Below are 17,335 nucleotides of genomic sequence, written 5' to 3'. Positions count from 1 at the left end.
TGAGGTGCGGCAGATGCACGCCGATCCAGACTTGCATGGCGGTTCAACAAAATCGGCGATGGGGATAAGGGGACGAATAGCGGCGTGTCGCGCGCCGGCCCGCGGCGCTTCACGAACGTGACGTCGATACCGTCGCGCTTCGGCGCCAGCGCGAGCCGCAAGGGTGCTGGCGAAGCGTCGCGCGCGGCGGCCGCCGGCCGGAATACGAAAAAGAGGGCAGATCCGCTCTGCGCGGCCAGGTTCAGGCGGCGCAGAGCATCCGTGCGGACATGCGACTGCCAGAGCAGCACGGCGGCGCAGGTGCCGGCGCGCAACGCCTGTTCGGCTGCCCACAACGCATCAGCCGTGCGCGGCGCCGGCAGCGTGACGAACCCGGACGGTTCGACGCCCCAATACGCGAGCGCGAGCGGCTGCAGTGCATGCGGCGGCTGGATCAGCACGACCGGCTTGCCAGCCGCGCGCGCGAGCACCGGTGCGAGCAGCCGGAGCTCGCCGATGCCGGCCTGCTGCGCGAGCAGTTCGACCAGCGCGCCGGCCGGCCAGCCGCCGCCAGGCAACTCGGCGGTCAGCGCCGGATGGCCTGTGTCGACGCCGCGCGTGCCGGAACGGGGCAGTTGCGACGCCTTCCAAAGGGTCGGATGAATCGCTTCCGGATGGGCGAGAGCGGGGTGCATGGGGTCGGCTTCTAAAACACTGTACGTTTATACAGTATGCCACAGCTTTCCGACCCATCAACCCCTTCTGCCTACGCGGCCAGCTGGTGCTCGTAGTACGGCCGCTCGCGGTCGGCGAGGATCTCGCGCAGCTGCGCGCGCCGGCTCGGATCCGGCGCCAGCCAGGCGTCTACGTTGGAGGATTTGATTGGCACGATACATCGATCGTGTCCGGCGGCTGCGACTTCGGGCGGCGGATCATCGGTGATCGCCGCGAAGGACCAGAGGTCGTCCGAGCCGGGGATCTCGGTGCGGGTCCACAAGCAGGCGAGCTGCATGTGCTGCGGCGGTGTGGGATCGAAGCGCAGCACCACGTCCTTGCCGTCGCGGTCGACGTGCTCGAAAAAGGCGTCGGCGAGCAGGATGCCGTGCGTGAAGCCGAAGACCTTACGCCAGGCCGTCGAAAGGCTGCTCATTCTCGCGTTATAGACTCCGGGCTTCAGCTTCTCGTCTGCCTCGGTCCAGCCCGGAAGCCTGCATCGGTATCGCATCGGCACGACCAAGCGTTTGCCGTCGAGCTCGATCAGCACGGGTGCGTACCAGCCGGGGAAGATCCGGGAATCACGCTCCTGCAGGTCCTGCCGGCGAAGATCGTCGAGCCCGCGCGTTGCCGCATCGATCTTGTTCGTGGCGATCCGAACGTCTTCGCTGGCCTTCTTCGTGATCTTCTCAGCGAGCTTTTTCTCGGCCGCGACGAGCCGCGCTCGCTGCTCGAATAGAGCGGTCTCCAGCTTCCGCGTCCACTGGCTACGATATGTGGCGATAGCGGCGGTGATCTCTTCGTCGACACCAGCAAACGCTGCGTCGACCGCTTTCGGGATTTTGATGTCGTTCCCGGCCGCGCGCGCGAAGAACAGGCGGCGGAATGTGTCGATGTCCATGTCGGCGCCGTAGCGTCGGACGTACTCGCGATAGTTCGCCTGGATCTTGGCCGAATAGCACATCGTCGTTTCCCATAAACGTTGCCCTTTCGACAGAGTATCGCGGTCACGCGCGGGCCGAACAGAATTGCGGGGATCCCCACTTGGCTGTGAGCGGCCCTGGTTCTTGTAGGCATCGAGGTGTGGAGTCGCGAGAGGGTAATTTGGGTGGGTGCAACGCGCTTGACCGTTAGTTGCGTATAGGAATTCCCCCCCCTCGCTGCTGGCTATGCGGCCGACGATCGTCGATGTTGCTGGCAGGCAGATGGGCGCGCACCCGCGCGCGCTGATTTCGGGGCGCGGCTTTGACGCGCCCCGAAATCTTTTGTCGCGCCGTTAGCGGTGCGGCGGCCGTCGGCCGCCGTAGCGCTTACGGCCTGCCGGAGGACAGCGTGTATGGTTCGGTGGGGTTAACAGGGCAAGCGGGCAAGGCCCGCGTGAAGCCGCGGCTTGCCGCGGGTCGATATGGGGTATAGGTAGAGATAGGTTCTGACTAAGCCCCGACACTTAACGGCAAGCCGTCCCGACAGATAAATGCACTTATTCACAGCTGTAGGTGTTAGCACAGCGCCGCGTCGCTAGAATCGGTGCTGCAAGCCCGCCCATCCGCTACAAAACACCAGCGACAAACGCCATTGCCCAGGATTCGCACGAGCGCAGGCCTCGCGGTAGCGATGGAGAGAGAGGGAACCGCCTAGGTGCTATGCGGGTAGAGCGAGCTGGCTACGCGCGACCCGGAAACATCGATCGCGATCCCAGTCGGGGTAGGTAGCTTTGAGTTCGCCGGCGCGGATCATGACCGCGCGCTCGAGCTCCGCGCGACGATCACTCTCGGAGAGCGTGCCTCGGGCGGCAGCCTTAGCCTGAGCGGCCGCAAGCTTGTCGGTGAGCTGCGCGAGCAGTTGGCCCCCACCGGCGCCTACCTTCCGCTCCCGCTTGCGCGCGGCGTCCCGCCGGCGCTGCATGCGCAGGTGAGCACGTGTGCGCTCGTGCCGCAACCACTTGCCCAGGCCGAATTGTTCGAATAACGCGGGCGTGACGTATCGAATCGCCGCCAACCCGCGATAGCGCGGCCCTTCGTCGCTGACCTCAACCTCGCATTGTGGCCGGCTCTTCACCAGCCGTGCGGTGACCAGGTCGCGCAGCGCGCGCTCGGCACGGCGCACCGAGAGACCCGCCTGCTCGGCCAGGTAAGGCAGGGTGAAATCCACCCAGCCGCTCTGCGCCGGCACTGCGATACGCAACGTCGAGACGTCACAAAATTTGACGAGCGCTCGCACCAGCTGCACGCACGCGATGCGGCGCTCGCTGCGCTGCTGGCGGCGGCTTCCGTTGGCCGCGTTCAGGGCCGGCAACCAGGCCTGCGGCGTTTCGAGATATCGGCCGAGGCGCAACTTCAACTCGCGCAGCAGCCGAGGGCTGTTCGCCGGCGCCGGACACGGAATATCCGCCGGCCAAACGCGCGCAGGCAGCGCCATGCGTCGACTGGGGGCGTGCGTAGGCGCAGCCATCCAGTCGTCGCTGGCGGCTGGACAGGTCGGATTCATCGGAGCGTGCGCCAGAATCGGCGACGTACCGGGAATCAGCCGAGTCATGAGCTGGCTCAGTCCTTACCCGATACCCTCGAATTTTGGATATCAGGGTCGACGCCGGCCGCTACCACGGAGCGGAGCGGCAGCGCCGTTGCATCTGTTTTCAATGCCTCACCGGCAATTCGGCCAATGTTCTTCTGGATCATCATCTGATGTGCTGATTCGTTAAGCTGCTGTCACATAGATGACGCTTGACAGGGCACGCTTCTGTTCTAGAATCCGAACTTTCTGGTTTGACGCCTGCGACGCTGAAGGTCCCTGTCGTACGTCATCTTGGTCGCGCCCCGATTGCACTCGGGGCGTTTTTTTTGGTTTGCCTACCCACTCCTCCGTATTCGTTAGCGATACACAACATTCCAAAAGAATCGCTTTCAGTCCAGCGGAACTGGGCGATTCCATAACCAGTTGCACTCACAACCAGTTCGCCGGACGATCCTCATCGGTATAGGGCGGCTCTTCATCGAACATCGGGGGCGGCTCATCGACGACCGGAGGCTCGGCGAACAGCCGAGTTGGATCCAGCACCGTTTTGGGCGCCTTAGCCGCCGCGTGCGTTCTGTTTTCGGACTCGCACGCAGTCGCGGGCCTCGGTATCGCTACGGCATTGGTGGCCGGTGCCGATGCGAGCGGCCGCGGTGGCCGTTGGGCCTTGCGCGCCGCGTCGAAGGCGGTCAGGGGAAGCGGGGGCATCACTTCGGTCCCCGGCCGCCAGATCCATGAATCCAGCTCCGACTCCGCGATAAGCGCGTCGAGCTCGGACTGGTAGGCGGACGACACGTCGGCCGGCACAACGTAGAGCGCCGTACCGCGCTCGGCGTCGGTCAACAACGCCGTGGCGATTGGATGCTTCGCGGTCTGGTTGTACCGCAGGCACTTCTGGTACCGACGGGTGGCCAAGACCTTCAGCAGCGCGATATCGGCGAGCGATTCGAACGGGATCCACGATTCGTTGGTCAGCATCATCGACACTTCCTGGACGGTGGCGATACCGGCCGCTGACAGGCTCGCGGTGGCGATGACCATGAGGTGGGTGCCTTCCGTGGCCGCCCAGATCTCGAGCTCCGACGCGAAGACTTTCTCGATCCGCTTCTTGGTCTTCTCGTCGACCATCAGGCCATAGTCGGGTAGATGCTTAATGACCAGCTTGAAGCCAAAGCGAGCGGTCGCGATTTCTTTGAGCTCACCGATCACCAGCACGAAGTGCGGCTTCCCGGACTCGGAAACAGAGATCCGGGCGAGATGCTCCGTGCGTCGCTGGGCGATGCGGTCCTTCTGGTCGCCGACGAACATCTCGGGGACGTACAGCATGTCCTCGAGGCTCATCTTCTTCGCGTTCTTGCCCGCAGCGGCCAACAGCAAATACTTGCGGACCACCGACCAGTTCCGCTTGCCGGCCATGGCCGGCGACCAGCGATTCAGGCCGGCCTGTTCCCAGAGGTAGTGCAGCAAGCCCCGCAAGGTCAACTTCTTGCCATCCGTCTTGATGCTGTCAGGCTCGTCGCCAGAGGGCTCCGGCATCTCCCGCGCCGCGCCTTTCGCCAACGCGAAACCGAACTTGAGGGTGACCTCCCCGGACTCCGGATCCTCGACGATGGCCGCCCCCTCTACATCGCCATAACCGCTCAGGCCGGGCGGGGTTTCGTACGAGTCGCAGCCGAGCTTGTGCTTCGCGCCGGTACCGGGCATACGCTTGACCTGATAGCGCCCCTCGAAGCGTGCGATGTACATCGGAATCGGCGGGGTCGAGCACAGGCAGAGCGGACGTGTCTTCGCCTCGTGCGCAGCTGGCAGTTTCGCAAGGAAACTATTGCTTCCCGCCTCATATTCCAACCCGTCCAATTCAAAGTTCTGCATGCCAGATCTCCTGGTTTAAACGGCGGCTGAGCGCTTCGCCAAGCCCCTCGAGGGCGCTTTGGCAGAGCGGGGCTCCGCCTCTCGGACATCCAGGCCGCGCGCGCGGGCCTCGATCAACAACTGGACGAGTTCCACGGCCTCGTCGGCCGTCATGTCGCCGGCGATCGCCGCCGACACGATGCTGTGTGCGGTCACGGGTTTGCCACTTCGAAACACCTGATCGGTCATGGGTAGCTCCGGTATGGGGGATGGGGTGGCTCAATCGCTGTCGGGCGGGACGTCGCCGAATACGGTGCCGAGCGCGATCGCACCGAGCAGTTCACGGGCGTAGGTAACCGACGGTATGGCGTCTCCGAAATAGGCATCGACGCCATACGGATTCGTACACCACAGACCTTCGCCGCTGACGAAGTCGAACGAGTGGCCGTCGACGTCGACCGATTTGCCCGCGGTCAGCGCGTGCACGAACGCTTCGGGCGTTGGAAGATCCAGCGCCGGCCAATCGCCGGCTTCGATTGCCGCCTTCGTTTTGGCACGTCGCTCGTCGGCCGCTTTCTCTCGCGCCAGCTCGTTCTCGGCTTCAGCCAAGGCCTCAGCCAGCTCAGCTTCCGCGTTGGCTTGGTCGACATGGGCCCAGTTGACGGCACTTTCGAACGCGTCTCGCAACACAGGCACGTCGGCGAGCAACGGCGAGCAACCGAGATCGTCGGCCCCGACCAGGACGAGGTCTCGGCCAAGATCGCTCGCCCCATAGCGTGCCCGTTTCAGGAGTGCGTCCCGTGCTTCGGATCCTTCATCAGTGGTGCAGATCGCCAGTGCGTAGTCGACGCGTGCCTGCAGCGCGCGCTCGAAAGCGATCGGCACGTCGGGATTGCGCAAACCGATGCCGGTCGCCTCGTCCAGTCCAGCAGGAAGTTTTGAATTCACGGTGGTCTCCTTGGTTACCAGACGAATCCCGCGCCTACGCCAGCGGCCACGGTGCCGCGCGTATCGGTGGAGCCGTTCGCCCTCAGAATCCAGTGGCCGGCATACGTTGAAATGCCGAGGGCCATGGCGGACTGCCCGCCGTATGTCCCGCCCCCGATGGCCACCATGCTCTTTCCCGGCGCCGGCGCCTGGGGCAGACTGGCGATCGCGACAGCCGCCGCGATGCCGCCGTTGGCGTCACGTCGGTCGTGTTCGATGCGATTGCTCAGGTTCGTCACCGAGTCGTTCAGCTGCTGGACGTTGACGGCATCAGTCGGGGCCGTGCCCGCCGAGACATTGGCCAGTGTTCGCGTCGTACCTGTTGCCGAATTGCCGATCGACACCGAATCGTCTCGGTCGGCCACTGAGCCAGCCCCCAGCGCAACCGCATTGGCGCCGGTTGCGTTGGCACCGCTGCCCACCGCGATCGAGCCGCTGCCTTGGGCAATGGCACCCACACCGAGTGCAACACTGCGATCGCCGGTGGCCACTGCATTGCTGCCGATAGCCGTAGCATCCGCGCCGGTTGCAACTGAGCCGGAACCGGTGCTGTTGAAGGCGGCATATTTGAGGCTGCCCTGGCCGGGCTCGGGGAAGTTCTGGCTGAACCTCGACGGAAGGATCGCGCCAAGTCGGGAGGAAAGTGCATCGATCGCGCTGCTATTGGCGGCGACGTTCGCATTCGTTGCAAAGAGCTGAGCTCCGTTGACCGCATCCGCGCTGGTTGCTGATAACGCTCCGGGCGCCAAGTTATGGATGGTGACCCCCGCCCCGGCTCCGAGCCCTCCAAGCGTCACGCTGAGCTTCGTGGGACCGTCGTAAGACAGCGCGTTACCGGCGATCGTATTGACCGTACCGATAACCTGGTTCAACTGGCCGACATTGACCGCGTCGTTGACGTTCACACCCGCTGCCACGCCGGAGATGCGGCGCGCGCCGGCAAGACCGCTGACGTCGATGTTGGCGCCGCCTGTGCCGGCACCGATCGTAATCGCGCCGGCGCTCGAGCCGCCGCGTTGTTGCACGATCCCGACGGTACCCGTTGCGAGCTGGCCAGCCAGGGCGGAGACGCTCTGGTTCGTCGCGTACAGTTGCCGTCCCGAGACCGCGTCAGTGCTGTTCGCCGTCAAGGCCGCATCAGCAACGTTGGTCAAGGTGACAGGCGCACCCGCCGCACCGAAGGTGACGCGCGTATGCGAGGGATCGTCGTAGACGACCGCGCTCGCGCCGAGCGCCCCGGCCTGAGATGCCACGCCCTGCAGCTGCTGGAGATTGACCGCATCGGTAGCGTCAGTCCCGGCGGCCACGCCTTTGACCTGGCGCGCGCCGGCGGTGCCGGCGATGTCAAGCGCCGTACCCCCGGTGCTGGCGCCGATCGCGATCGTGCCGGCGCCGGAACCGCCGGCTTGCTGCACCAGCCCAATCGTGCCGGCCGCTAGCCCCGACTGCAGCGCGGCGAGCGTCGCCCCGCCGTTGGCGACGCTGGTGGACAACGAGGACACGGCGAAGCCCGTCGACGTCGACAGCGTTGCGATCGAGATCGCGTTGGTGCTGATCGCCTGGTTGGCGGTGTAGAGCTGCCGACCAGACACGGCGTCCGTGCTGGTGGCCGTCAGTGCCGCGTCTGCGACGTTGGTGAGCAGGACGGGCGATCCTGTGCTGGGGGCGCCGAGCGTGACGCGCGAATGCGTCGGGTCATCATAGGAGACTGCGCCGGCACCCACGGCACCTACAGCGGCCGTTACGCCCTGCAGTTGCTGGAAGTTGACTGCGTCGGTGGCGCTCGTGCCGGCGGCTACGCCCTTGATCTGCCGCGCGCCAGCGATACCGGTGACGTCAACGGCAGATCCTGCCGTACTGGCGCCGATCGTAATCGTGCCGGTGCCGGCACCGCCGGACTGCTGAACCAGCCCGACTGTCCCGACCGCAAGACTGGACGCGAGGGCTGATACGCCGGCGTTGGCCGAGGACAAGCCGGTCGACAGCGATGCCAGGCCATGGGAGACGCCGGTCGAGAGGGAAGAAAGCGCCGTGGTCGTGCTAGTCGACAGGCTCGTGATCGAGACGACGTTGCTGGCCATGCCGGTGGAAAGCGAGGACGCTGCCGCCAGCGTTGACGTGGACAGTGCAGCGATCGCGCCGACGTTTGCGTTCGTCGCCTGCTGGGCAGCATAGAGCTGCCGCCCCGTCACAGCGTCGGTGCTGCTCGCGCTTAACGAGGCGTCCGCGAGGTTGGTCAGGGTCACGGGCGAACCTGATGCGCCGAGCGTGACGCGGGTATGCGACGCGTCGTCATAGCTAACCGCGCTCGCGCCGATCGCGCCCGTCTGGCCCGCCACGCTCTGCAGCTGCTGCAGGTTGACCGCATCGGTGCCGTCGGTGCCCGCGGCAACGCCCTTAACCTGACGCGGGCCGGATGTGCCGGCCACGTCGAGGGCCGTACCGCCGGTGTTGGCCCCGACCGTGATCGGGCCACTGCCGGTCCCGCCGGTCTGCTGGACCAACCCGACGGTTCCTGCCGCCAGACTCGACGTGAGAGACGACACGCTGACGTTGGTCGAGGACAAGCCAGTCGACAGGAGCGAGAAAGTGGCAGCCGTGCTGGTTGAAAAGCTTCCGAACAAGGTCGCACTATTAACCGCGCCCGTCGAAAGCGACGATGTGACCGCCTGCGTTGAAGTAGACAGTGCGGCGATCGAACCGCTGTTGGCATTCGTCGCCTGCTGCACGGCATAGAGTTGCCGGCCGGTGATCGCGTCCGTGCTGCCGGCGTCCACGGAGCCGTCAGCGAGGTTGGTCAAAGTGACTGGCACACCCGCCGCATCAAAGGTGATGCGCGTGTGGGACACATCGTCGTAGACCACCGCGCTCGAGCCGATTGCGCCTGTCTGAGCCGCCACGCTCTGCAGCTGCTGCAGGTCGACCGCGTCGGTAGCGTCTGTGCCTGCAGCCACACCCTTGACCTGCCGCGCGCCCGCGTTGCCGGCGACGTTGAGCACCGTACCGCCGGTACTGGCGCCGATTGTGATCGCGCCCGTGCCGGCACCGCCTGCTTGCTGAACCAGACCGACGGTCCCTGCAGCCAGACCGGACTGCATTGCCGAGAGTATCGCGCCATCGCCAGCCAGACCAGTCGAAAGAGACGAGATCGATCGGCTTGTCGTTATCGACAGCGACGCGATCGCGCTCGACGTTCCCGTGGAAAGACTTCCGATCGTTTGGGCCGTCGACGTCGACAGCGATGCGAACCCGGCTGCGGTGTTCGTGGACAGGCTCGTGACCGTCGTGCCGATATCGGACAGACCAGTTGAGAGCGAACCAAAGCCCGATGCCGTGCTACTCGACAGGCTCGTGATGCTGGCCGTGTTGCTGGCGAGCCCCGTCGCCAGCGATGTGACAGACTGCGCGGTCCCGGTCGACAACGAACCTATCGCGCTGGCCATGCCAGTCGACAGGCTGCTGATATTTTGAGCGGTCGACGTCGACAACGACACGAACCCTGCAGCGGCGTTCGTCGACAAGCTCGCAACCGTCGCGCCGATGTCGGACAGCCCGGTCGAGAGCGATCCAAAGCCTGACGCCGCGCTGCTCGACAAACTGGTGACGCTGGCCGTGTTGCTGGCGAGGCCCGTTGACAGCGACGTGACAGACTGCGCGGTTCCGGTCGACAACGACCCAATCGCGCCGGCCGTCCCGGTGGACAGGCTGCTGACCGTTTGAGCGGTCGATGTCGACAGCGAAGAGAACCCAGCAGCTGTGCTCGTCGACAAGCTCGTGACCGTCGTGCCGATATCGGACAGACCAGTTGAGAGCGAACCAATGCCTGATGCCGTGCTGCTCGACAGGCTCGTGATGCCAGCCGTGTTGCTTGCCAGGCCGGTTGACAGCGACGCCCCCGACTGCGCAATACCGGTCGATAAGCTGGCCACCGCCGTACCAGAGCTGGCCACGCTGGTTGAGAGCGAGCCTACTCGTGAGGCTACGCTGCTCGACAGGCTCGTGACGTTGGCCGTATTGCTCGCAAGCCCTGTCGATAGCGACGCTAAAGATTGTGAGGCGGTCGTGGACAGCGCGGCGAGCCCGGAAGATACGCCGGCAACTCCCGTGGCATTGTTCGCGGTCGCAGTCGACAGCGACGTCACGGACTGACTCGTCGACGTCGAGAGACTGCCAACTGCCTGTCCCATTTGATAGAGCTCGGATCCGTTAATGGCGTCAAGGCTTGTTGCACTAACGGTGCCGGCGGCAACATTAGTCAGTTGCCTCGGATTTTGCGGAGCGCCGAAACTCACCACCCCGTTGGACGTTGATCCCGCCACCGAGTAGCTCTGACCAGCAATACCGAAGCTACTAAGCGAGTGCGTGGCGCCCGTGGTGGATCCTGAGCCGATTGCGACATCTTGCGAATTGTTGGCGACGGCGCCGTTTCCGATCGCGACGGAACCATTACCCGCAGCTGTGGCGGCGGACCCCATTGCCGTTGCATTCGTACTGGCCACCGTCGTATTACCGATCGCAACCGCATTGGTCTGCGCCGTGCTCGAAGTACCGAGTACGATCGAATCGGCTCCGGCCGCCGTGGACGCGTAACCAAAGCTCAACGATCGAGGACCGGCAGAGGTAACCGCCGTGCCGATCGCAACGGAGTAATCGCCAGAGGCAACGGCACCATTCCCGTTTGCAATCGCGCCGTCTCCGGACGTCTGAGCATGCGCAGGACCAGCCATCGATGCGAGCGCCGCAGCGATCGCGATCGATAAACCACTTGGTGTAGGGCTTTTCGAAAATTTCATTACAATCCCCGCTTAACAACGAGTGCCCGGTCTACGGGACGTTTACGCCTGCGCTCGCGCAGGACCTGGAGCCCTCTGTTCCTGTCCTCCGCCAAGATTCCGGGAACAGAGGGGTTTGTTTCGGCAACATCGCCGTCGATCCGACGGTGCTGCCTTTGGTGAATCTCGAGCACGGCACCCTCGAAGGCGTCGCGCAGCATCGGGATATCGGCAGTCAGGGGAGGGAATTCCCCATCGTGGACGCCAACGGACGCTCGAGTGGGTGCTATCGCGTGGTGCTGAGCCGCATGGTGGTGGCTGAACCACTCTGGCGAACCGGGGTCTGTCGTACAGACCGCATAGGCGTACTGGAAACGCACCTTGAGTGCCCGCGCGAAGGGAGAAAGGGCGACCGTCATCGCGACGCCTCCGACGGCGACAGCAGTGCAGCAGCAATCACCGGAAAAGTCCGCTGCATCGGCGGATAGCAGATCTGGTTGATTGCACAGCCTTGATAAGTCACCGTAAGGCCGAACATCTCGCGAGCATTGACCGGCACACGCAACGTCACTTCGCGCTCGAACACCTCCACCGGATGTCCTGCGCTCGGATCAGCGACGACCTTGCCAGTGCCGTGCTGAATTGCACCGAGGTGCGCCCGACCGTCATCACTCGCGACCCGGAAGCGATCGCCGTAAAGTCGATAGCCGTCGGCGATCGCAAAATGGAGGACAACCGCGCCAGGTTCTTCGGTCATGCGAACGCGGAACGCTTGCTCCGGCGAGAGAAACTGCTCGGCGTGTGCCGGGCAAGCGAGGACACCGCTCAGGATCCATGCAAGCAATGCCAGCGACACGGCCACGCCGACACGGCGTAGAACTCGGGTTCGAGCAGTCATCATGCGCCTCGCAGCTTCCACGCCAATTCGGCGCGAGCGAGCCCATGCAAGACGGGCAGCGCCAGTAAGCTCCAGAAGTACAGCGTCGCGCCCGCGACCATCCCGTCGAAACACAAATCGAAAACCGATTCCATCAATTCGGCCGCCGGCGAATCGAAGTTCCAGACGATCACGATCATCAACAGCATGCAAATCAGATAGACAAACATGCCGAAACTGCGCAAACCGCGTTGCGCACGACGGAGTGCGCTCCATGTTCCCGGTCGCGTGCGCGTCGAACGTAAAGCCGGCAAGAACATTAACGTCGTAACAAGCGTCGCGATGAACAAGGGTTCCGTGCTATTCCAGAACCCGAGCGCATCAACGTAAGCAATGGGCGCAATCAACAGCCAGGTAACGAGCGCCAACACCGCGAGCATGATTCCCACATGTCGACGATGAACGGGAGGGTGAGGGAGGGGACGCAAATGCATACAGCTATCTCCATTACATGCCGGGTGTTTGTCGGATTCCATCGTGGCGTTCAGTTCGTCGACACGCTGATCAAATAACGCAGGGCGTCCTGACTGCCGGCCGCAGCGGCTTGACGCATGAGTCGCATACCGATCTCCCGATCCGCATCGGCCACTGCCATCGGACCGCCTAAATCCACGTGCTTTTGCAGGCGCGTACGAGCAACCAGGTACATCGCTGTCGGCTCGCCGGCTTTCGACTCCGCCTGAAGCAAACCCGGATAGTCCCGATTGAAATGAACGGCAAGCCACGTACCGGCAGAACGATTCCCGCCTTTAAACGCGGACTCCATCGCAGGTCGCATGTCGAGGTAGTCGCGCGAGCGAGCCCAAGACAGCAAGGGCCCGTTCGTGCCGGTGATGGAGAACAGGCAAGCCGCCGTCACCATCGCGACCGCCACGCCTTTCAGCTTGCGTTGAGCACCGGGATCAGGATTGGCCAGGATCAGCGTGCCGTCAGGCCATGTGATCGAGGCGGCGGCTCGCCGGCGCTCGGCGAAAGATGCGCGATATCGATTCATTGCGGGTGCCTTAACAGAAACACGATTTAGGGAAAAAAGGCCAGCCGGGCTCACCGGCTGGCGCCAAAGGAAGTGCGAAATGGGTATACACACTTCCGGGGATCAATTCAGTGGTGGCACTTACTGGCCGATGCCTCCCTTGGCCACGTCGGTGGTCTCGGCAAACGTGTATTTCTTGACGACGCCGCTGTCGTCGAACAGCACGGTCAATGTCTTCTTCCGCACGTCAGCGCCATGTGCAAACGCACCGACGATCGGCACGAAGTTGATAGCGTGCGGCGTGGCGTGCGCCAGCTCGTATGTCCAGATCTCGAGACCCGAATCGGTGAACGTGGTCTTGTTCGGTGAACCGAAAGCATCCTGAACATCCTGCTTCGTGCTCTTGCCCTGCTGGATTTGGGCCTGAACGCTTGATTGCGTCGCGGTTTCGAGGTGCTCGTTGCCAGTGGTCGCGCAACCGACAAGTAACGCAGTGGCCGACAAGGCGACGATCAGGAGCGTGTTCTTCGTGAATTTCATGGTCTTCCTCTTGGTGTGATCAACAGTCAAAAATGGCGGTGATTCGTTGCTGGACTAATACAGGCGGCCGGATCGCTCTGCTTCACATGCAGCGCGGTACCAGTCGTCCATGTGGCGCCTGACCTGCAATTCGACGTAGCTGATGTACGGTCGCCACCATGCGTAGAACAGCGAAGCGACGAGGCCGGCGCACGCGTACATCGGCAGCGACGCGCGCGGCTCGACGACGAGCGGGTAGTCCAGGTGGAATCCGTTGGAGATCAGTCGCCCCCAGAGCAACAACGCCGGAGCCCATGCCAACCAGCACAGCGCGAGCCACTGCACGACGTAACGTGTCGCCCAATCGGCTTCGGTACGCAGCAGTCTCGGACTGGTCCACAGCCGACGGCGAATGTGTCGACGTTCGGCCAGATAGAGCCGCGTAAAATGTGGAACGGGACGCGCACGGCGGGGGCGATTGAAAATTGACATGGCGGCCCCTATCGCTCGATAGAAAGCTGGTGGTCGTGTGATCGGTCTGCGCGTTCTGCTTCGTGATCGCGCTCCTTGACCTGGTGCAGCGCGCTATCTGGCGAATACTGAATCGCGACCTGCTCGCCGACCTCCAGGTCGCGGGACAATCGATCGCGCGGATAGACGATGCCGACGGTCTGACCGATCTTGACCAACGAGTGGTGCGTCGAGTTGGCGAGCACCTCGCCGCGGTAGTGGCGCTCCAGCTGCTGCGCATCGCGCAAAATCAGGTTGTGGTGATCGCCGGCCAGGCCGATCGCCCGGCGCGAAACATCGTCCGGCACGTCACCCTCGGGTAGCTGGCCGCGATGGATCTGCTCGGACAGGTTGGCGCGTTCGATTTCGCTGTGGGGAATCGTGCTGATCGAGGTCCGCGTTTCGAGGTGGTGGTAGGCCGCGTCGAGCTCGGGGAAGAGGGCGAGCGCCTGGTCACGGCCCAGCGTGTCGAACGCACGGCCGCGCTCCGCGTCGCGTGCGTGGTCAACGGTACGCCGGCGCGGCGCGCGCGCCGTATCGACTTCGACCTCCGTCTTCGCCTGATTCGGTTGGTGTGCAGGCGGCAGAATGGCCCGTTCGCGTACCGGCTCTATGCCACCCGGATCGACGACTACCACACGACCGTCCACGATGCCCAGATTGTCGACGCCCTGATCGCCCCAGTGGTAACCGCGCTGACGAAGCGCATCGGCGGTGCGCGCGACGTCGGCCGATGTCACGCCTCGCATTTCGGCGCGGGGCATGATTTCGTATCGCAGATTGCCTTCGGTGCCGCTCGCCACCGGCTGCAAGACCTCTGGAATTTTTGGCCGAACGGCAAGATCGCCGGTACCGAGCCGCACCACATGCTTGTCGTCGGCCGCCAGCACGACCGACGACGCGCCGGCGTCCAGCGGTGTCAGGTGAGTCATCCCGTGCGAGCGAAGCCTGGCCTCGAGCGCCGGCAGATGACGCGACGCGACGATTTCCACGGCGACCGGATCGGGGAAGCGGCCACCGAGGTTCGGCACGTCACGGGTCATTGACCGGAGGACGTCGCGCAAGCCGTGCTCCGGCGCCGGCCGCGCATCCGCAGACGCCCCGTTGGCCGGTGCTTGCGCATCCCTCTCCCGGACGCGTAGCGCCTGTTCACGACGCAGCGAGATGTCGGAAATCTCCGGTGCCGGCGCACCTCGCCCTGTACGAGCGTCACGAATGTCATCGAGCATTTGAACGTGATGGGCTATCTCGTCGCGGGTCATCGGACGCTCGCGCTCATGCACGATCGACGCGGCGGCCGCTTGCGGCTCGCGCCATTCACCCTTATGCAGTTCGTTGCGGTAGACCTCGCGGTGATGCCTATCGAGGATCAAGATTCGATCCACTGCCTTCTCTCGCTCGAGCAACGCGACCGTTTCGACCATGCCGGCATACGCCTGGTCGTGCTGCTCGGGATTGACAACCCGCCCCACGCCCGTCGTCGCGATTTCACGCTCGGTACGCATCTGCGCACGTGTGAGCGACACCTCGGCGGGCATAGCGACGCCCCGAACCTCCAGCGTGTAGCCGCGCTCCTTGAGCCGCCGTGCCAGATTGCGCAGGCTATCGGGGTTGCGCATCGTCCCGTCGACCACAAGATCACGCCGCGCGTCGGATGCGGCCGTGGTTAGCCGGCCGGCCCATCGACCGGCGTCGGCATGCGTCAAGTCGGCCGCGTGTCGCGGATCTTCGCGAAGAAGCCGGCTGTACTGCGGCAAGTTCTCCCTCATGCGATCCGCGTCGATCAAAACGGCACCACCGCGTTCGTTGAGTTCCCCCATCGCCTGACGCGCGAGGGCCGTCTTGCCGGCACCGGGCTGGCCGCCGATGAGGATCGCCTTCGGTTCAGCCTGCTCGCGACTGCCGTCAATCGCCTCGCGCTCCACGCGCGCATACGCGCGCTGCATCACGACATCCGGAAAATTGTCCATGATGGGCTCCGGAGTCAGGCGCGACCGAGGTTCAATCGACGAACACGCAGGCCGTAGACGTCCAGCGCACGAGCGATCGCGACCGCATCATCCGGAAGCAGCGCGTCGCGAGCGGCAACCAGAGTCTTGCGTTCTGCGTCCGCTATCGCGATGCACTCCGCATCCGGCTCCGACCGCGACTCCTCTTCAGCGATGACGGCGACATAGTGGGCGATCAGCTGCCCGATCGTTTGGCAGGCGACTTCGTAATCGACATGAGGCATCGTGTTCTCCTGAAAAAATTAAGCTTGCGCGCGTGCTTCCTGGGTCAAACCCCTGGGTAAGGCTTCGATTCATTCCATAACCGCGTCCACGCGCTGCGCACGGCTGCGGCGACCGTGGCGTGGTGCCAGATGACGAGGACGTTTTCCGCGTTGTGGTTGGCACCGGCCTGCGTGTAGTTCATCGAGCCTGTCTGGGTCGTATCGCTATCAGCGACGATGAACTTGTCGTGCATGAGCGGTACGGCCATGTCGATGCGAACCGGTATTCCGGCCGCGACGAGATCCGCGAGCTTCGAGCCGCGGCCGTCAAGCTGCGAGCGGTCGAGGACAACACGAACCTGCACACCAGCGTGGGCGCGCTCGATCAGGTGGGTAACGATGCGACGATTGGTGAGCTCGTAAGCGGCGACGTCAAGCTCCGACTGCGCGCTATCGATCACGCTCAGCACGAGGGCCTCGGCCTGGCCGTCTGGCGAAGTGGCGAATTGCACGGAGGCGCGATCGCCAGAGCCGGTGCTTTCCGAATGTGAGGCGTTTTCGGCCGGGTGCTTCAGAGCGCTCGCATAATGCCCAACGGACGACGACAAATTTCCGAAATCCGGCGTTGGCCCGTCATGCAGCACGTAGTAGCCGACACCGGCCGCGAGGGCGAGGAAGAGGAAAAACTTCATGCCGACCTCCCGACGTGGGAGGTGCGTCCGCTCGCGGAATAGGAGCGGGCGCAGGCATCGTCACCGTGTGCCGAGGCACAAGCAGCAAGAAGAATGGCAGGAAACGTGAGCGCAAGCAGGCGTGCCCGACTCACCGTCGAGATCGCGCTAATTAAAGACGTAAATGAGTTGACGCTACTACGGGCGACGTTATCAAGGATTAACTTGCCAGTACGCCAAATCAGGCGTAACGTCAACATTAATTGCGTACAGGGACGCCTATCATGGACTACGTGCTTGCAAACTTCATGGCGATATTGGCGGCAGTGATTTTCTCGGTTTTCACGTCGTTTATTGCATCGCGTAGTGGCCGCTTGATTTACCGGAAAATCATGTGGGGTTACCTCACTACGCTGCTGATTGCGGCCATCGTGATTACGGTAATGCAGCTGCCCTTTACCGTTCTGGCGATTGGCGCTCTCTCTTCCTGCATAATCGGCGTGTTCGCAGAAATCGGTATCGCCGCGAAACTCGGACACCTCGCCATGATCGATCGGTCGGGCGATGGATATGACGATAATTTCGCCATGTCGCGTAGCTTTGTCGACGAGTACACCAATAGCTGGAAGCAGTCCTACCACGGGCCGAATGATTCTCTGCGAAACTGGTGACAGTAAGCTCTTCATGTTCTGAGGG

17 protein-coding genes are annotated in these 17,335 nt (G+C 63.6%); 1 reads left to right on the top strand and 16 read right to left on the bottom strand.

Annotated features, from left to right (window positions below; translation table 11 throughout):
- From imuA to FFS49_RS38110, 16 genes are all read right to left on the bottom strand, one after another.
- Positions 1-674, bottom strand: a 674-nt coding sequence (imuA, locus tag FFS49_RS38180) for a translesion DNA synthesis-associated protein ImuA (RefSeq protein WP_137951055.1), incomplete at its 3' end; no start/stop codon positions are given.
- Between the two features lie 71 nt (positions 675-745).
- Positions 746-1,657 (bottom strand): SOS response-associated peptidase family protein, encoded by a 912-nt coding sequence (locus FFS49_RS38175; protein WP_137910224.1) that lies wholly within the window; start codon positions 1,655-1,657, stop codon positions 746-748.
- A gap of 677 nt (positions 1,658-2,334) precedes the next feature.
- Entirely contained in the window at positions 2,335-3,228 is an 894-nt protein-coding gene (locus FFS49_RS38170; RefSeq protein ID WP_137910225.1) for a Crp/Fnr family transcriptional regulator, read from the bottom strand.
- A gap of 8 nt (positions 3,229-3,236) precedes the next feature.
- Positions 3,237-3,374 (bottom strand): hypothetical protein, encoded by a 138-nt coding sequence (locus FFS49_RS42285; RefSeq protein WP_171026902.1) that lies wholly within the window; start codon positions 3,372-3,374, stop codon positions 3,237-3,239.
- A gap of 262 nt (positions 3,375-3,636) precedes the next feature.
- Positions 3,637-5,079: a DUF1173 domain-containing protein gene (locus FFS49_RS38165; RefSeq protein WP_137910226.1), complete on the bottom strand. Its 1,443-nt coding sequence runs from the start codon at positions 5,077-5,079 to the stop codon at positions 3,637-3,639.
- Between the two features lie 15 nt (positions 5,080-5,094).
- The gene (locus tag FFS49_RS38160) at positions 5,095-5,307 is read right to left on the bottom strand and encodes a hypothetical protein (protein WP_058904043.1); all 213 of its coding nucleotides are present in this window, start codon (positions 5,305-5,307) and stop codon (positions 5,095-5,097) included.
- 30 nt (positions 5,308-5,337) lie between these two features.
- Entirely contained in the window at positions 5,338-6,006 is a 669-nt protein-coding gene (locus tag FFS49_RS38155) for a hypothetical protein (protein ID WP_137910227.1), read from the bottom strand.
- A 14-nt stretch (positions 6,007-6,020) separates the two neighbouring features.
- Positions 6,021-10,838 carry a YadA-like family protein gene (locus FFS49_RS38150; protein ID WP_137910228.1) on the bottom strand — a complete coding sequence of 1,606 codons (4,818 nt, stop codon included), beginning with the start codon at positions 10,836-10,838 and terminating at the stop codon, positions 6,021-6,023.
- A gap of 394 nt (positions 10,839-11,232) precedes the next feature.
- Complete coding sequence (locus FFS49_RS38145) at positions 11,233-11,673, bottom strand: protein-disulfide reductase DsbD N-terminal domain-containing protein (protein WP_249362213.1); 441 nt, start codon at positions 11,671-11,673, stop codon at positions 11,233-11,235.
- 41 nt (positions 11,674-11,714) lie between these two features.
- Positions 11,715-12,134, bottom strand: coding sequence for a hypothetical protein (locus tag FFS49_RS38140; RefSeq protein WP_137910229.1), 420 nt, complete (start codon positions 12,132-12,134; stop codon positions 11,715-11,717).
- A 104-nt stretch (positions 12,135-12,238) separates the two neighbouring features.
- Positions 12,239-12,748, bottom strand: a complete 510-nt coding sequence (locus FFS49_RS38135; protein ID WP_137910230.1) for a hypothetical protein — start codon at positions 12,746-12,748, stop codon at positions 12,239-12,241.
- Positions 12,749-12,868: 120 nt separating this feature from the next.
- Positions 12,869-13,267 (bottom strand): outer membrane protein assembly factor BamE, encoded by a 399-nt coding sequence (bamE, locus tag FFS49_RS38130; RefSeq protein ID WP_053526843.1) that lies wholly within the window; start codon positions 13,265-13,267, stop codon positions 12,869-12,871.
- A gap of 54 nt (positions 13,268-13,321) precedes the next feature.
- Positions 13,322-13,738: a hypothetical protein gene (locus tag FFS49_RS38125; RefSeq protein WP_137910231.1), complete on the bottom strand. Its 417-nt coding sequence runs from the start codon at positions 13,736-13,738 to the stop codon at positions 13,322-13,324.
- 8 nt (positions 13,739-13,746) lie between these two features.
- Positions 13,747-15,726: a zeta toxin family protein gene (locus FFS49_RS38120; RefSeq protein ID WP_137910232.1), complete on the bottom strand. Its 1,980-nt coding sequence runs from the start codon at positions 15,724-15,726 to the stop codon at positions 13,747-13,749.
- Positions 15,727-15,740: 14 nt separating this feature from the next.
- Positions 15,741-15,989 (bottom strand): hypothetical protein, encoded by a 249-nt coding sequence (locus FFS49_RS38115; protein WP_053526287.1) that lies wholly within the window; start codon positions 15,987-15,989, stop codon positions 15,741-15,743.
- A gap of 44 nt (positions 15,990-16,033) precedes the next feature.
- Positions 16,034-16,660 carry a phospholipase D family protein gene (locus FFS49_RS38110; protein ID WP_137910233.1) on the bottom strand — a complete coding sequence of 209 codons (627 nt, stop codon included), beginning with the start codon at positions 16,658-16,660 and terminating at the stop codon, positions 16,034-16,036.
- Positions 16,661-16,923: 263 nt separating this feature from the next.
- Here FFS49_RS38110 and FFS49_RS38105 point away from each other — a divergent pair, with 263 nt between their 5' ends.
- The gene (locus FFS49_RS38105) at positions 16,924-17,310 is read left to right on the top strand and encodes a hypothetical protein (RefSeq protein WP_053526289.1); all 387 of its coding nucleotides are present in this window, start codon (positions 16,924-16,926) and stop codon (positions 17,308-17,310) included.
- The last annotated feature ends 25 nt before the right edge of the window (positions 17,311-17,335 follow it).

Source organism: Burkholderia sp. 4NA327C6 (assembly GCF_005502655.1).
Taxonomy (GTDB): Bacteria; Pseudomonadota; Gammaproteobacteria; order Burkholderiales; family Burkholderiaceae; genus Burkholderia; species Burkholderia contaminans.
Note: the sequence above shows the minus strand (reverse complement) of the source record. Positions and strands in the feature narration are given on the sequence as shown.

Coding starts and splice junctions, on each gene's coding strand:
- FFS49_RS38175 (WP_137910224.1), bottom strand. CDS start 1,657: ATGTGCTATTCGGCCAAGATCCAGGCGAACTATCGCGAGTACGTCCGA.
- FFS49_RS38170 (WP_137910225.1), bottom strand. CDS start 3,228: ATGACTCGGCTGATTCCCGGTACGTCGCCGATTCTGGCGCACGCTCCG.
- FFS49_RS42285 (WP_171026902.1), bottom strand. CDS start 3,374: ATGATGATCCAGAAGAACATTGGCCGAATTGCCGGTGAGGCATTGAAA.
- FFS49_RS38165 (WP_137910226.1), bottom strand. CDS start 5,079: ATGCAGAACTTTGAATTGGACGGGTTGGAATATGAGGCGGGAAGCAAT.
- FFS49_RS38160 (WP_058904043.1), bottom strand. CDS start 5,307: ATGACCGATCAGGTGTTTCGAAGTGGCAAACCCGTGACCGCACACAGC.
- FFS49_RS38150 (WP_137910228.1), bottom strand. CDS start 10,838: ATGAAATTTTCGAAAAGCCCTACACCAAGTGGTTTATCGATCGCGATC.
- FFS49_RS38140 (WP_137910229.1), bottom strand. CDS start 12,134: ATGCTCGCGGTGTTGGCGCTCGTTACCTGGCTGTTGATTGCGCCCATT.
- FFS49_RS38135 (WP_137910230.1), bottom strand. CDS start 12,748: ATGAATCGATATCGCGCATCTTTCGCCGAGCGCCGGCGAGCCGCCGCC.
- bamE (WP_053526843.1), bottom strand. CDS start 13,267: ATGAAATTCACGAAGAACACGCTCCTGATCGTCGCCTTGTCGGCCACT.
- FFS49_RS38125 (WP_137910231.1), bottom strand. CDS start 13,738: ATGTCAATTTTCAATCGCCCCCGCCGTGCGCGTCCCGTTCCACATTTT.
- FFS49_RS38120 (WP_137910232.1), bottom strand. CDS start 15,726: ATGGACAATTTTCCGGATGTCGTGATGCAGCGCGCGTATGCGCGCGTG.
- FFS49_RS38115 (WP_053526287.1), bottom strand. CDS start 15,989: ATGCCTCATGTCGATTACGAAGTCGCCTGCCAAACGATCGGGCAGCTG.
- FFS49_RS38110 (WP_137910233.1), bottom strand. CDS start 16,660: ATGAAGTTTTTCCTCTTCCTCGCCCTCGCGGCCGGTGTCGGCTACTAC.
- FFS49_RS38105 (WP_053526289.1), top strand. CDS start 16,924: ATGGACTACGTGCTTGCAAACTTCATGGCGATATTGGCGGCAGTGATT.